The 13,920-nt window shown below is 60.3% G+C and carries 13 protein-coding genes; 8 read left to right on the top strand and 5 right to left on the bottom strand.

The window, feature by feature from the left end; translation table 11 throughout:
- Positions 1-13 precede the first annotated feature (13 nt).
- The 4 genes from F753_RS35480 to F753_RS35465 are packed head-to-tail and all read left to right on the top strand — an operon-like array spanning position 14 to position 4,120.
- Positions 14-1,243: a hypothetical protein gene (locus F753_RS35480; RefSeq protein ID WP_245218641.1), complete on the top strand. Its 1,230-nt coding sequence runs from the start codon at positions 14-16 to the stop codon at positions 1,241-1,243.
- A gap of 11 nt (positions 1,244-1,254) precedes the next feature.
- The gene (locus F753_RS35475) at positions 1,255-2,367 is read left to right on the top strand and encodes a capsular polysaccharide export protein, LipB/KpsS family (RefSeq protein WP_031297584.1); all 1,113 of its coding nucleotides are present in this window, start codon (positions 1,255-1,257) and stop codon (positions 2,365-2,367) included.
- Positions 2,364-3,554, top strand: coding sequence for an O-antigen ligase family protein (locus F753_RS35470; RefSeq protein ID WP_014818890.1), 1,191 nt, complete (start codon positions 2,364-2,366; stop codon positions 3,552-3,554). Before F753_RS35475 ends, F753_RS35470 begins: the two co-directional genes overlap by 4 nt.
- Complete coding sequence (locus F753_RS35465; RefSeq protein ID WP_031297622.1) at positions 3,554-4,120, top strand: serine acetyltransferase; 567 nt, start codon at positions 3,554-3,556, stop codon at positions 4,118-4,120. The genes F753_RS35470 and F753_RS35465 overlap by 1 nt, the downstream gene beginning before the upstream one ends.
- Before the next feature lie 22 nt (positions 4,121-4,142).
- On the opposite strand, the gene F753_RS35460 is transcribed toward F753_RS35465, so the two are convergent.
- A complete protein-coding gene (locus tag F753_RS35460; protein ID WP_014818892.1) occupies positions 4,143-4,745 on the bottom strand; it encodes a phosphotransferase in 603 nt (200 codons plus the stop codon).
- A 35-nt stretch (positions 4,746-4,780) separates the two neighbouring features.
- Between F753_RS35460 and msbA the strand changes: the two genes are divergently transcribed.
- The 4 genes from msbA to hldE all read left to right on the top strand — a co-directional run bounded on the left by msbA (position 4,781) and on the right by hldE (position 10,393).
- On the top strand, positions 4,781-6,598 hold the full coding sequence (msbA, locus tag F753_RS35455) for a lipid A export permease/ATP-binding protein MsbA (protein ID WP_031297587.1): 1,818 nt from the start codon (positions 4,781-4,783) through the stop codon (positions 6,596-6,598).
- The gene (locus tag F753_RS35450) at positions 6,598-7,494 is read left to right on the top strand and encodes a GNAT family N-acetyltransferase (protein WP_023445098.1); all 897 of its coding nucleotides are present in this window, start codon (positions 6,598-6,600) and stop codon (positions 7,492-7,494) included. Before msbA ends, F753_RS35450 begins: the two co-directional genes overlap by 1 nt.
- A gap of 3 nt (positions 7,495-7,497) precedes the next feature.
- Positions 7,498-8,892, top strand: coding sequence for a PIG-L deacetylase family protein (locus F753_RS35445; RefSeq protein WP_023445099.1), 1,395 nt, complete (start codon positions 7,498-7,500; stop codon positions 8,890-8,892).
- A gap of 79 nt (positions 8,893-8,971) precedes the next feature.
- Positions 8,972-10,393: a bifunctional D-glycero-beta-D-manno-heptose-7-phosphate kinase/D-glycero-beta-D-manno-heptose 1-phosphate adenylyltransferase HldE gene (gene hldE, locus F753_RS35440; protein ID WP_023445100.1), complete on the top strand. Its 1,422-nt coding sequence runs from the start codon at positions 8,972-8,974 to the stop codon at positions 10,391-10,393.
- Positions 10,394-10,463: 70 nt separating this feature from the next.
- On the opposite strand, the gene F753_RS35435 is transcribed toward hldE, so the two are convergent.
- The 4 genes from F753_RS35435 to F753_RS35420 form a co-directional block, all read right to left on the bottom strand.
- Positions 10,464-11,351 carry a hypothetical protein gene (locus tag F753_RS35435; RefSeq protein ID WP_023445101.1) on the bottom strand — a complete coding sequence of 296 codons (888 nt, stop codon included), beginning with the start codon at positions 11,349-11,351 and terminating at the stop codon, positions 10,464-10,466.
- 91 nt (positions 11,352-11,442) lie between these two features.
- A complete protein-coding gene (locus F753_RS35430; protein ID WP_023445102.1) occupies positions 11,443-12,252 on the bottom strand; it encodes an aldo/keto reductase in 810 nt (269 codons plus the stop codon).
- Positions 12,249-13,424: an NAD(P)/FAD-dependent oxidoreductase gene (locus F753_RS35425; protein WP_023444874.1), complete on the bottom strand. Its 1,176-nt coding sequence runs from the start codon at positions 13,422-13,424 to the stop codon at positions 12,249-12,251. Before F753_RS35425 ends, F753_RS35430 begins: the two co-directional genes overlap by 4 nt.
- A 60-nt stretch (positions 13,425-13,484) precedes the next feature.
- A complete protein-coding gene (locus F753_RS35420) occupies positions 13,485-13,757 on the bottom strand; it encodes a DMT family transporter (protein ID WP_051375869.1) in 273 nt (90 codons plus the stop codon).
- Between the last annotated feature and the right edge of the window lie 163 nt (positions 13,758-13,920).

Here is a 13,920-nt window from a genome sequence, read left to right as displayed (position 1 = left end):
CGTGGGACCTCCCATGAACGTGGCGTTGCGCCAGCTGCGTGACTTCGTAGTCAGCGCACCATTGCGCCGCGGGAAGGGGCGATTGGCGTCCTGGCGACTGCGCTGTCGGTTGGCAGGTAGGGGGCTGTTGGCTTTCTTTTTGTCCATAGGTCGGCGTATCCCAGCAACGTCATGCGACGTTTTGCTGATTCATCCTTCGCGTAAATCATACGAACAAGGCCGAAAAGGCGCTTTGCTACAGGCGTTGCGGGCTAACGGTCTCCACGTCGAGGAATTTGTCGAAGAGTCGGATGGCGTACTGATTCGCGCTCGGCAGTTCGTCAGACCTGCCAAGCCCGTCCCGTTCCTGCTGTATTGGCATGCTGCGCATGCGGCGTTCTTGCTGCGACGTTATCGGGCCAAGGTGGTGTTGGCCGAGCGAAACGGCTGGATAATTCCAAGTTTCATCAAGGCGCTACGCACCGAGGGCATGCGAGTAATGCATCTGGCGCATTCCGTGCCGTCTGGGCAGTCCAGTCGCTATGACTATTTCGATTACGACTACTATCTGATGTTTGGCAGAAGTTCTTACGACTACCTTTCTTCGCTTGGGGAGGCTTTTGGTGAGTGCCGCGCCGTGTATGCGGGGCCATATTTTCTGACAGACGAAAAGAGAGCCGTTTGGCACGAGAGTAATAACAGAAGGACGCCACGTTTGTTGTTTCTCGGTTCTGGCCCGGGTTACGAGCATACCGAAACCTATCAACAATATTGCAGGTGGGTAGTGACTTGGCTCGAACAGCATCAGGATGCAAGGATCTCAGTGAAACTCCACCCCCGTGGACAAGGCTATCCTTGGCTGGACTATGCAGCGGGTTCCGAGCGAATCGCTCTCTTGTCTGCAGATGAGACGCTCGAGCAATGTGCCGGGCACTTCGATCTAGTGCTGTGTGGTTATACCAATGCTGTCTTGGATGTTGCCCGTGCCGGAGTTCCTTTCGTGCTTCTTGGGCAGGGCGAGGACTATTTTTCGGTCGCGCGATTCGGGCTGCCAAGAGTCGTCGCTGAGGCGCAGTTGGCGCCCTGTATCGAAACAGCTCTGTCTGAACCGGGAAAAATAAAAGAGCGCTTGTTGGAGTTTCTGAACTACCACATCTGTCACGCAGACAAGCCGCTTAGCACCCTTATCGGCAGCGTGCGGGTGGTAGCGAACGCCGCGGAGCCTGTTGGTATTCAACTGTCTGCTCCGCCCCAAAAATATTAATAAGCATACTTATGAAAGTCGTATTTCTCGGATTGGCTAAGCATCAAATCAACTACTTCAGTGGCCTACTTGAAAATTCAGAGTTGACTGGCACTGTCGTCACGCCTGCGACATTGCCTCTTCCATCCGTCTGCGGATTACAACAGGCGCTACGTCGGGTGGAGTGGAGTCGGTTGGTGCAAGAGAAGTGCACCGAGCGGGCGACGAAAGGTCGTTATCACGGCGCCTTATATCGACTTCTGCTGAGGTTGGAGATGTTGGTGATGGCTCTTCGTTTCGGCCGGTTGCTGCGAGAAGAGAGGCCGGGCGCGGTAGCGGTGTGGAACGGTAGCCACCGTTATTGCGCATTGCTCACAAGCATGTGTGAAGCTGGCGTGCTGCGATTGCATTTCGAGAACGGACTGCTTCCAGGTACTACAACCCTTGACCCTCAGGGCGTGAATTATCGCAACTCCGTGCCGAGGGATGCCGCTTTCTATAGGAACTATGCAGAGCGATACCCTGGCCGGCTACGTGGTGCTGGCTCGGTCGCGCTGGTTCCACGAGAAGCGAAGCGTCAAAGCCAGTCCGTTGAGCTACCTAGCAGCTATATATTCATTCCCTTTCAAGATGATTGGGATACCCAGATTCGGCTGTATTCGCCCTGGATAAGCGGCATGCGCGAGCTTTTCTCCTTTGCCGAACTGGTCGCGCAGCGCAGCGGGAGAGTCGTGGTTCTGAAAGAGCATCCATCGAGCCGGGTAAAGTATCCGGATCTAGCCAGGCGCGCCTCAGACAGGGTCATTTTCGCGAACGGCAACTCGACGCAGGAATTGATCGAGAAGGCTGACTGTGTCGTTACGATAAATTCGACAGTGGGCCTTGAGAGCATTCTCTTGGCGAAGCCCGTGCTGGTTCTGGGGGAAGCTTTCTATGCGATCGAAGGCATTGCGGCCAGCGCGCGAAATGCGACAGAGGCTCTCGCTTTACTGGAAAAGCTGCCGGCCTGGGGCCTAAGCGAAGACCTGCGACAGGCATTCATAAGTTATCTTCGAGATGAATACTGCGTGCCGGGCCGTTGGCAGGATGCCGTAGCGGAGCACTGCGCGGCGGTAGCGACGAAAATTGAGGCTTTGGCAGCATGATTCTACCTTGGTCGCTCCCTACCTCCCTGCGGGTGTTGCTCGCGATTGGACTATATCTGCAGCTCGCAGGGATTTGCTTTATTCCAGACGGCAGTCGTTACGCCACCATCACCAACCTAACTCTGTTCGCCCCCGCACTCGTCGCGCTCCTTTTCAGGCAATCATGGCCGTCGTTCAATAAGACTGCGTTTGGCATGTTGTTGGCCCTGTGCGGGTGGGTTGCTTTCGTTGCTGTGTTTAACGAGGGGAGCGTTGGCACACCTTGGAGATGGCTGCGGCTGCTTCTATATGTAGGTCTCTACGTTGTGGCCATTGGTCTTGTGATGCAAAGCAGGAACATCTGGCGAGTCCTGCTTCTGGCGGTGGTTGGTACTGCGGGACTATTTGCATGGCTCAGCTTGTTTCAAGCGCTCTTCATCGATAACCGAGGCTTCGGTTTCAGAGAGTTCAGGCTAGATTCTTGGGCTGGCCACACAATGGCAGATTTTAAGAACCCTATCGTGTCCGCCTTGTACTTTGGCGTGGCAGCAGTCATGGCGCTTTGCATGTCTTTACGCGAAAAAGGTTGGCTCAGAGTATTGCCCCTGCTGGCGTTCCTTGGAGCCTCTACGTACTGCTATTTCACTTATTCGCGAGGGGTATGGGTTGGCCTGTTGGCTGCGGTTATGGCTTGTCTGGCAGTTTCGCTCACTGCTCGGCAGTTTCGCTTGCTGTTATGCGGCATTCTCCCGCTAGCCATTGCCGGGATATTTCTTCTCGAAACGGCCGGCGGAATAGACGCCAGTTATCGAGACGAAATCTTCTGGCAATGGTGGTCAAAGATCGGTTCATTCTGGTGGTGGGGGGCCGGCGCGGGAGCAGAACCGAATATCTGTATTGAAGGAGCCGGGCGCTGTTTCAACCAAGCGCACAGCCTCTATCTGCAGTTCTTCTACGAGTATGGGATTCCCGGCCTGCTGCTCCTGCTGGCGTTGATCGCCATTCTTTTGCTAGGTGGGTGGCGTTATCGTTCTGGGCAAAGCTTCGCGCCTCTGGGATTGGCGCTTATGGTGTTTGTCATTTTCGTGTCCGTTGCAAACTACTATGTGATTTTTCTGCGTCCGGGTGTGTTCTGGATTGTTTTTTGGTTGCCGGCCGCAATCCTCCTGCATGAACACTCGGGGGGCGAGCGGCCAGAAGTCCGATGATGTCGATGTTCAACAGTATGAAGCGGTACTGGTGCCTGGAGATTCTAGGCGCGAGTCAAAAAGAATTTTCATGGCGCAGACTCAGGCAGAAATATAAGAGAAGCAATCGCTATGCTTACTTGTTCTGGTTTCGTCTTGCCTACGTACTTCACGCTGAAGGCGGTCGTTTCTGGAAGCGGCGAGCCAAAATGCTCAACGAGCGAATAAGCCGTAAGTACAACGTCGAAATCATGCTGGGCGCGACGGTCGGCGAGGGGTTATGGATTGCGCACCCGTCGGGCATCGTGATTAGTGCTTATGCCCGAATCGGGAAGAATTTCAAGGTTTGGCAGGGTTGTACCGTCGGCATAAAAGGCGGAACGGGAGAAAAATCGATACACATAGGTGATAATGTCAGTCTTTGTGTCAATTCATGTGTAATTGGCGATGTTATCTCGATTTCCGATAATGTGGTGGTCGGCGCGATGACCTTGGTGAATAAGGATATTCCAAAGCCTGGGACCTATGTTAATAAGCGCGTACTAGAGCGTTTCGGTTTTAGTGACGTGCCGTTGTCGGGTAGTTAATCGCTTCGCTTTTCCCCCCGTGCTACAGAGTGTCTCCGTAGAGCTTGAGAAGTTCCTGTATAGGGAACTTCTCAAGCTTCTTTCGTTTTAGGTGGTTGTGTAAGTGATCGAAATTTCGTCTGATTAAGTTTGGGCCAAGCGGGCTGCGCTTCTTCTGCAGGTCGAGAACGTCAATCAGGCCAAGCGAGCCATTCGGAAGCAGGATAATGTTGCCAATATGCAACGATCGAAAGTAGATGCCTTTTTGGTGCAAGCTTTTTATAAAGTTAGCTAGCGCAGGCAAGTGTTGTTTGATCAGATTAGGATCGGCGCGAAAAATGGATTCTATTGAGGAACCTGGCAAGGGCTGGTATAGGCAGCCGCTCAGGCCTGCGCTCTTGTCAATCCAAAAGGTGTCGATGACTTCAGGGACATGGAAGCCAGCGCCACGCAGTATGGCAAGGTTCCTAGCGAACCGTTCTGCATAGGGAAACAGGCGCGCCAGAAAGGGGCGTCGGCGAGTATAGAAGATCTTTAGAAAACTCCCGTTTACTAGCTCCAGAACTTTGGGCCCGCGCGCATCCTTTTCCAGCACCTTGCCTTCCGCCAGCCAGTTTTCCAGCTCCTGCGCTGTTACAATCCTCATCTTGTTCCTCTAGCCAGTCGTATGGGGCTTGCCGAATGGCCAATTCTACCCAGCAATCCAGTGTGACGGTGTATCTGCGATTGCTGCACTACGTCTTTCCCTATTTAGGGCTGTTTGCGATCAGTCTTCTTGGTTTTCTGATTTTTGCGTCGACCCAGCCGATGCTCGGCTACATGCTGAAATTCTTTGTTGATGGTTTGAACAACCCAGACGCCAGTTTGTTTGCTCAGGTCCCGCATCTCAACGAAGTACCATGGCTGGCTCAGCTCAAGCTATTGCAGGCCGTCCCGCTGCTGATCATCTTCATCGCGCTTATGCAGGGCATCGGTTCGTTTCTCGGCAATTTTTTTCTTGCAAAGGTTTCGCTAGGGCTGGTGCATGACCTGCGGCTGGCACTGTTCAACAACATGCTGACACTCCCCAATCGCTATTTTGACAGCCACAACTCCGGGCATCTGATCTCGCGGATCACATACAACGTGACCATGGTCACCGGCGCGGCGACCGATGCGATCAAGGTTGTGGTGCGCGAGGGCATGACAGTGATTTTCCTGTTCGCCACGCTGCTGTGGATGAACTGGAAGCTCACTCTGGTGATGCTGGCGATACTGCCAGTGATCGGTTTCATGGTGTCGAGCGCCAGCAAGAAATTCCGCAAGCAGAGCAAGAAGATTCAGCTTGCGATGGGCGACGTGACCCATGTGGCTTCGGAAACCATACAGGGCTATCGCGTGGTCCGTAGCTTCGGAGGCGAGCCTTACGAGCGGGATCGTTTCCTGGCTGCGAGCTCGGAGAACACCGCCAAGCAGTTGCGTATGGTCAAGACGAATGCCGTTTACACACCGAGTCTGCAACTGGTCATTTACAGCGCCATGGCAGTGCTGATGTTCCTTGTGTTGTTGCTCCGCGGTGACGCGTCTGCTGGCGATCTGGTCGCCTACATCACGCTGGCGGGGTTGCTGCCCAAGCCGATACGTCAGCTCTCGGAAGTCAGCTCGACCATCCAGAAGGGCGTGGCCGGGGCGGAAAGTATCTTCGAGCAGCTCGACGAGGAGCCAGAAGTCGATCGGGGCACGCTTGAGCGCGAAGCCGTCAGCGGCCATCTTGAGGTGCGCAACCTCGACTTTGTCTATCCGGGTACAGACAAGCGCGTGCTGCACGACATTAGTTTCACCATTGAGCCGGGGCAGATGGTGGCGCTGGTCGGACGTTCAGGCAGCGGCAAATCCACGCTGGCGAATCTGATCCCACGCTTCTATCACCATGAGGCAGGTCAGATACTGCTCGACGGTGCGGATGTCGAATCCTACACGTTGCGCAACCTGCGTCGTCACATCGCCCTGGTGACGCAGCAGGTGACCCTGTTCAACGATACCGTGGCCAACAACATCGCCTACGGCGATCTGGCTGGCGCGCCGCTGGACGACATACGCCGCGCGGCCCGCGATGCGTACGCCGATGAGTTCATCGAGCAGATGCCGGAGGGTTATCAAACCATGGTCGGCGAAAACGGCGTGCTGCTATCCGGCGGTCAGCGTCAACGCCTGGCGATCGCTCGTGCGTTGTTGAAGAACTCGCCGGTGCTGATTCTGGACGAAGCCACTTCGGCGCTGGATACCGAGTCCGAGCGGCACATCCAGGGCGCGCTGGATCATGTCATGCAGGGCCGCACCACGCTTGTCATCGCGCACCGCTTGAGCACCATCGAGAAGGCCGACCAGATTCTGGTGATGGAGCAGGGCCGCATCGTCGAGCGCGGTACCCACGCCGAGCTGCTGGCCGCGAACGGCGCCTACGCCAGGCTCCACGCCACTCAGTTCAAGGACGAAGTGCCCGAAGAGCAGGGATCCTGATGTTTCAGTTCCTGCAGAGCTGGCGCGAGCGTGGCTGGCGCGTTATCGACGCATCGACGTATTCCGAGGTCTGGCAGCGCTACGGTGGCAGCGTTGCGACTCACCCTGAGGTCATCGAGCGGCTGGCTGGGCTCGCTGGTATTCCAGTGCGCTATCTGGGCTGGGAAAAACAAAGTGAGCTGATTGCGGCGGTTCCCTGCTGGGGGCGACATCTGGCGCTTTCCAAGGATGTGCTGAAAAAGACTGGCAAGCGCGGCCTGTTCGATATGGGCAACGCGGAGATCGTTCTGCCGGTTGCCGAGCTGGCAGCGGTGCCGGTACGCCAGCGTATGCGCTACGTGTCCGAGCTGAATGCTACTGCGATCAGCACGTTGCGCGAGCAGCCGGAGGGCTTGGCGCTGGCGCGCGAGCCGGAGGAGTATTCGAAGAAGTTTCGCTACAACCAGCGTCGCGAGCAGCGCTTGCTGGAAGAGGCCGGCGGTGTGCTGCGACCGATGCTGGATTTCTCGCCGACCGAGCAGGCTGCGATGTATGCCGATCTGTTCCAGCGCCGCTGGGGTTTCGAGGCGCCCGGCAAGGGCCATCTGCAAGAGGTCTTTGCACTACTGCGCGAGTTCATGACCGGCTCTGTGGTCCTGCTCGATGAGCAGCCCATCGCCGTCCAGGTGCTTTACCGGGTCGAGGCACCGAAGTGGGTGTCGATCGAGTACATCAACGGCGGTGTCGATCCGCAGCAGCGGGATTTCAGCCCTGGCAGCGTCCTCAGCTTCGTCAACACCCAGACGGCCTGGGCCGAGGCACGGGCGTTGGGCAAACCGCTGCGTTATTCCTTCGGTCGTGCGGACCGAGAGTACAAGGACCGCTGGTGCAACCGCGTCCCGGTCTACCAGGTGTGAGCCATGAGTGCACGCAAGCAGCAATTGCTTAAACGTCATCGCAAGCACAAGCGCATCGCGCTGCTCGTCGCGCTCGTTGCGCTGTTGCTGATTGGTGCGCTGGTCAACTGGTGGCTGATACCGCTGCTGGTGGTTCTCGGCTGGATCGCCCATGAGGCGTGGTTCGCTGATCATCTGTTCTACCGGCCGCAGGACGACTACCGCTACGCCTTTCCTGAAGATGCCAAGCGCTACCTGGTGCGCATCGAGGGCGGCCGTCTGGTTCTGCCTGACGGCTTCGACGCTGCAGATACGCTGATTCTCGAGGTCAACCTGAAGGCCAGCTGGCTAGGGCGCTGGCGCGACCCGCAGGTATGGATCGGTGAGGACCGCCAGGACTTCGAGCGCGGTGTCGCGGGTCGGCGTTACCTCAATCTGTCCGGTCAGCAGGAGCTGCTCGCCCAGGGCAGGCTGAATATTCGCGGGCGGTTCTGCCGGCTGTCGAGCGATGCGACCCTCTACGCGATGCGCAATCCTGACTACGCTGAGCGCCGGATCCTGATCATTGCCCCCCACGCTGACGATGCGGAGCTGGCTGCCTTCGGCTTGTACAGCCGAGCTCGCGACGTCGCCATCGTTACCCTGACTCAGGGCGAGATCGAGGCGAACAACTACCAGCGCCTGGGTTTGGATCTGCCTGCTGCGGCCCGTTTGAAGGGGCGCCTGCGCAGTTGGGACAGCCTTGCGATACCGCTCTGGGGCGGCGTGCCGCAATCGCGTTGCGTGCAGCTCGGCTATTACTGCCTGCAGCTGCCGACCATGGCCGAGGAGCCGGAGCGCACCTTCGGCTCGCGCGAGTCGGGCGAGCAGGACATCCGCAGCGTTCGTCAGAACAACCCCTTCGCGCTGCCGGCCGATGTGGACGGCGTGCCGACCTGGGGCAATCTGCAGGCCGATTTGCGCGCGCTGCTGACGCACTTTCGCCCCGAAGTGGTGGTGACGCCGCATCCTGAACTCGATCCGCACTCCGATCACGTCGCAGCCACGCGAGCCCTCTGTCAGGCGATGGAGGAGGGCGACTGGCTGCCGGAAACGCTGCTGCTCTATGCCAACCACCTGCACGATAATGATCGCTGGCCGATGGGTCCTGCTGATGGTGGTATTGCGTTGCCGCCTGCCATCGAGCCGCTGCCGGCGGACCGCCTGTGGAGCCCTCTGCTGGATGCCGACGCGCGGCTGAACAAGGCTATGGCGTTGGCCATGCAGCACGATTTGCAGGGGCCACTGCCGCTGAAAAAGCGCCTGCGCCGTTTGGTCCAGGCGGCCCTCGCCGGCCGGCGCTGGCCGCGCACCGGCGAGGACGAATTCTTCCGCAAGGCGGTGCGCAGGCACGAACTGTTCTGGGTTCGCCACCTCTAGCAAGGCGCTTGTCGCGGGCAGGCGGCCGCGGCCTGCATGTTATGATCGCCGCCGTTTTCTGTTTGTCATCGGAGCCCCAATGAAGCTGTCCATGCCCCGTTTCGACCAAGCCGCCGTACTGGTGGTGGGTGATGTCATGCTCGATCGCTACTGGCATGGCGGCACGTCGCGGATATCGCCTGAGGCGCCGGTGCCGGTGGTCAAGGTCGAGCAGATCGAAGATCGCCCAGGCGGTGCGGCCAACGTCGCGCTGAACATCGCGGCGTTGGGGTCTGCTGCTGCGCTGGTGGGTGTGACCGGCGAGGACGAGGCGCGTCAGAGCCTGGCTGACAGCCTCGCGGCTGCCGGTGTGCAGGCGCATTTCCAGTGCATCGATGACCAGCCCACCATCGTCAAGCTGCGGGTGATGAGTCGCCATCAGCAACTGCTGCGCATGGATTTCGAGGAGCCGTTCAACACCGATCCAGCCGCGCTGCTGGCCGAGGTGGAAGGGCTGCTGGCCGGAGTCAAGGTGCTGGTGCTGTCGGACTATGGCAAGGGCGCGCTGAAGAACCATCAGGCGCTGATCCAGGCTGCGCGACGCCGCGGTATTCCTGTGCTGGCTGACCCCAAGGGCAAGGACTTCAACATCTATCGCGGCGCTTCGTTGATTACGCCGAACCTGGGCGAATTCGAGGCGATCGTAGGAAATTGTGCCGACGAGGCCGAGTTGGTCAGCAAGGGGGCCGAGCTGATGAGCAGGCTTGAGCTGGATGCGTTGCTGGTCACCCGTGGCGAGCACGGCATGACCCTGCTGCGCCCTGATCACGCACCGCTGCATCTGCCGGCCCGTGCCCGCGAAGTGTTCGATGTCACCGGTGCCGGGGATACCGTCATCTCGACCTTGGCCGCTGCGATTGCGGCCGGCGAGGAGCTGCCACAAGCCGTGGCACTGGCCAACTTGGCAGCCGGTATCGTGGTCGGCAAGCTGGGCACCGCCTGCATCAGCGCGCCGGAGCTGCGCCGCGCGGTGCAACGCGAGGAAGGCTCCGAGCGTGGCGTGATGACCGTCGAGCAGCTGCTCACCGCGGTCGAGGATGCCCGCGCCGAGGGCGAGAAGATCGTCTTCACCAATGGCTGTTTCGACATCCTGCACGCCGGCCATGTGACCTATCTCGAGCAGGCCCGTGCCCAGGGCGACCGGCTGGTGGTGGCTGTGAACGATGATGGCTCGGTGAGCCGCCTCAAAGGCCCGGGCCGGCCGATCAATTCGGTCGATCGCCGCATGGCGGTGCTCGCTGGTCTGGAAGCGGTGGATTGGGTGGTGTGCTTCTCCGAGGACACACCGGAAAACCTGCTGGCTCAGGTTCGTCCCGATGTACTGGTCAAGGGTGGCGACTATGGCGTCGATCAGGTCGTTGGTGCCGAGTTGGTCAAGGCCTACGGGGGCGTGGTGAAGGTGCTGGGGCTGGTGGAAAACAGCTCGACCACCGCCATCGTCGAGAAGATTCGCAGCCGCTGAGCCCTTTGGATACGCCTACCGCGTATCGTCAGTAGGTGGGCAGCCGCTTTGCGCGGCTACCGACTACGCGTTAACGGGCGGCGGCCACCGGCCGTGCCGCCCACCAATCGCGCCAGCGAACGCGCTCGTCGCGCACAACCCAGCCTTCCTGCGGCGCAAAGCTTTCTGAGAGCCACAGGCCGCGAGTGTTCACCGGGCTTAACTGGCCATTGCGCAGTTGCAGCAGCTGATCCTGCGGCAGGCCTTGATGCAGCGGTATCAGGTAGATGTCGGGCCGGCTGCGCTCCAGGCGCGCAACCAGTTGTCCATCTTCCAGGCGCTCGTCGACGTGGAACAGGCTCAACTGGCGTACCTCTTTCGGTAGCTCCATGCGCATGTCATATACCAGCTGCAACGATGCGGTCGGCAGGTGTACATAGGCGCGAGGACGCTCCATCAGCACCATGTTGCCGCACTGCACCGGGCGCGTGGCGCCGGATTGCGAGGCGAGCTTGAAGTGCACCGCCTCTCGGTAGTGCAGGCTGGCCTGGTACGGAGTGGGCAGCCAGGTATCGCCGAAACGCCCGGCAAGCCAGCCTTCAGGGGTTTCCAGCAGGCATTCTTCGGCGATTTCCTGAATGGCGGTAAGCAGCGGCAGGTTCAGCTCATGCGCCGGGATGTAGCCGGAAATCAGCTTGAGCACAACGTCACCACGGTCCGGCCGCTGCTGACGGACCAGCACCCAGTATTCGCGGCCCTGCCAGCTCATGGTCAGACGCACTGAAACGCCGAGATTGGCCAGTTCGATGGCAAAACGGCCCGGATCGGACACCTCCACCGGGCGGCGGCGCTCGATCACTTCGCTGAAGTTCAGCGGCCGGCCCAGACTCTGGTAGCTCAGGTTGTCCTGGCTGGCCTCGACGTAGAGAGGCAGGGTCTTGAATGCGGCAGGGCTCTTGCGCACCAGAACTCTTGGCATTCGGTTTCTCCTTGCGGCGAAGAAAGTAACCGCGCGGCATCAGCGTAATGCGCTTTCCGCGCAGCGGATGAACGTTGCCGCCAGGACCGTTTCAGTTGCCGGTCAGAACGGCAGCAGCAGTCCGTACGTTAGCCGTCAAATGCTGCGGATTGATAGTGCCGATGATCGCGCCGCTGACCCCTGGGTGACCGAACAGCAGCTCGAAACTGCGGCGGACCGGGTCGTCGCCTGGCTTGAGGCAGGCATGTCCGCTGGCCAGGGCTTTCTTGATCAGGATGCCCTTGCCGTGTGCAGCAGCGTAGTCGAGGACCGGTCGTTCGGCCTGCTCGTTGAGGTTGTAGGTCACCATCGCGCAGTCGCCCTGCTGCAGCGCAAGCAGTCCACCATCGACCGTCTTGCCGGACAGACCGAAGGCGAGGATCTTGCCCTCGCGCTTGAGTTGGGCCAGGGTCTGGTAGACCTCGGTGTGCTGCAGGATATCGAAGTCGTTGCCGTCCGAATGCACCAGCACCAGCTCGATGCGGTCGGTACGCAGACGCTTGAGGCTGCGCTCCACCGAGAAGCGCGTGTGGGCGGCAGAAAAGTCGAAACGCGACTGGCCGTTCTCGAACTCCTCGCCAACCTTGCTGACGATCACCCAATCCTCGCGCTGTCCGGCCAGCAACGGGCCGAGCCGTTCCTCGCTGACGCCGTAGGCCGGCGCGGTGTCGATCAGGTTGATACCCAGTTCGCGGGCCAGGGTCAGCAGTTCGCGAGCCTGGGCATCGTCGGGGATGGCGAAGCCGCTGGGGTACTTCACGCCCTGGTCGCGACCCAGCTTGACCGTGCCCAGACCCAACGGCGAAATGCGCAGGCCGGTGCTGCCCAGTGGGCGGTGCATGTCATGCAGCGTCGCGTTCATGGCAGCAGCCCTTCCCAGAACGGCCCGGTCAACGGTGGTCGCGGCAGTTCCGGTAGTGCAGGATGCTGGACGGGGCGAATGCCGTCGCGGGCGAGAGCGGCTTCGACGCGGTCGGAAAAGTCCGGTGACAGCGCCAGCTTGGTCGGCCAGCCGACCAGCAGGCGGCCCTGCTCGGCGAGAAAGGCGTTGTCCGGACGGGCGAGGGCCGATTGCGCCGGCTCGGCGCGGTCGATGCGCAGCGTGGTCCAGTGCGCTGCGGACAGGTCGATCCAGGGTACCAGCTCGGCCAGTTCCTTCTTCGCCGCGGCGATCTGGCTGGCTTCGTCGCGCGCCACGCCATCGGCTTCGGCCAGATCGCCGCCCAGGTACCAGACCCACTCGCCGTCTGCCGCCGGATGGCTGGTCACGGTGATTCGCGGTTTGGTGCCGCCGCCCAGGCAGTGGGCGTAGAGCGGCTTGAGCGTCGGCGCCTTGACGATGACCATGTGCAGCGGTCGGCGCTGCATGGCCGGCTGCTGCAGGCCGAGCGAAGTGAGCAGCTCGGCCGTTCCGCCGCCGGCGCTGAAAACGATGCGCTGAGCGCGGATCTCGCGGCCGTCGACGCGCAGACCGACCAGCTCGTCGCCATCGAGCAGCGGTTCGACCTGCTGGCCGGCGAGCAGGCTGTCGCCGGCCAGTTCGGCCAGGCGGGCGATCAGACTGGGCACATCGAGCACCAGTTCGCTGAGGCGGTAGACCTTGCCTTTGAATTTCGGGTGTTGCAGAGCGGGTGGCAGTTCGTCGCCCTTGACCTGACCAACCCGCGAGCGCACTGCCTTGCTGGCGAAGAAGCTGGTGAGGTTGCCGGCCAGCGTGCCGGGCGACCAGAGGTAATGCGCATCGGACAGCAGGCGCACGCCGCTGAGATCCAGCTCGCCCTTGCCTTCAAGAGCCTCGCGCCAGCGCCGTGGCATGTCGGCGATGGCTTCGGATGCGCCGGTGAGGGCGCCGCTCAAGGCGTATTTGGTGCCCCCATGAATGATGCCCTGGGACTTCACGCTCTGCCCGCCACCCAGCGTTCCCTTGTCCACCAGCAACGTGGCAAAACCTTGCCTGCGCAGGCGCGCGTTGAGCCAGAGGCCGGCGACGCCGCCGCCAACGATCAGGACATCGGTGCTGAGGGATTCAGGCATGTGCAGGCCTCATACGGGGAAACGGACGCGCAGTATAACTGCATGCAGTTCGCGGGGCGCTTAGTGGCCGGTGCTGCCGGAGAACAGCTGAATGACCACCACGCCAGCGATGATCAGGACCATACCGAGCGCTGCCGGCAGGTCCAGGTGCTGGCGATAGATCAGCGCCGCAGCGATGCTGACCAGCACGATGCCCAGGCCCGCCCAGATGGCGTAGGCGATCCCCACCGGAATGGTCTTCACCACCAGCGCCAGCATCCAGAAGGACAAGCTATAGCCACAAATCACCAGCAACAGGGGCAGCGGGCGGCTGAAGCCGGCCAGGGCTTTCATCGAGGTGGTGGCGATCACTTCGGCGCAGATGGCGATGGCCAGGTAAACGTAACACCGGACATGGGAAATCCTGATCGTGGGCTGGAGGAGGTCAACTTCGTTCGGTCGCGTCCTCGTCAACTAGTTCGCCAGCCGTGGCGATTGTGGCTCCCCGGCAGGCGGG

The sequence above is a fragment of the Stutzerimonas chloritidismutans AW-1 genome, from assembly GCF_000495915.1.
GTDB classification, from domain to species: Bacteria; Pseudomonadota; Gammaproteobacteria; order Pseudomonadales; family Pseudomonadaceae; genus Stutzerimonas; species Stutzerimonas chloritidismutans.
The sequence above is the reverse complement of the archived record's forward strand: the minus strand, read 5'-3'. Positions and strand labels throughout refer to the sequence as shown.

Bases quoted from the DNA above. Each gene is read 5' to 3' on its own strand.
- F753_RS35425 (WP_023444874.1), bottom strand. From the start codon at position 13,424: ATGCCTGAATCCCTCAGCACCGATGTCCTGATCGTTGGCGGCGGCGTC.
- F753_RS35475 (WP_031297584.1), top strand. From the start codon at position 1,255: ATGAAAGTCGTATTTCTCGGATTGGCTAAGCATCAAATCAACTACTTC.
- F753_RS35430 (WP_023445102.1), bottom strand. From the start codon at position 12,252: ATGAACGCGACGCTGCATGACATGCACCGCCCACTGGGCAGCACCGGC.
- F753_RS35465 (WP_031297622.1), top strand. From the start codon at position 3,554: ATGTCGATGTTCAACAGTATGAAGCGGTACTGGTGCCTGGAGATTCTA.
- F753_RS35480 (WP_245218641.1), top strand. From the start codon at position 14: ATGAACGTGGCGTTGCGCCAGCTGCGTGACTTCGTAGTCAGCGCACCA.
- F753_RS35420 (WP_051375869.1), bottom strand. From the start codon at position 13,757: ATGAAAGCCCTGGCCGGCTTCAGCCGCCCGCTGCCCCTGTTGCTGGTG.
- F753_RS35445 (WP_023445099.1), top strand. From the start codon at position 7,498: ATGAGTGCACGCAAGCAGCAATTGCTTAAACGTCATCGCAAGCACAAG.
- F753_RS35470 (WP_014818890.1), top strand. From the start codon at position 2,364: ATGATTCTACCTTGGTCGCTCCCTACCTCCCTGCGGGTGTTGCTCGCG.
- F753_RS35460 (WP_014818892.1), bottom strand. From the start codon at position 4,745: ATGAGGATTGTAACAGCGCAGGAGCTGGAAAACTGGCTGGCGGAAGGC.
- msbA (WP_031297587.1), top strand. From the start codon at position 4,781: ATGGCCAATTCTACCCAGCAATCCAGTGTGACGGTGTATCTGCGATTG.
- F753_RS35435 (WP_023445101.1), bottom strand. From the start codon at position 11,351: ATGCCAAGAGTTCTGGTGCGCAAGAGCCCTGCCGCATTCAAGACCCTG.
- hldE (WP_023445100.1), top strand. From the start codon at position 8,972: ATGAAGCTGTCCATGCCCCGTTTCGACCAAGCCGCCGTACTGGTGGTG.
- F753_RS35450 (WP_023445098.1), top strand. From the start codon at position 6,598: ATGTTTCAGTTCCTGCAGAGCTGGCGCGAGCGTGGCTGGCGCGTTATC.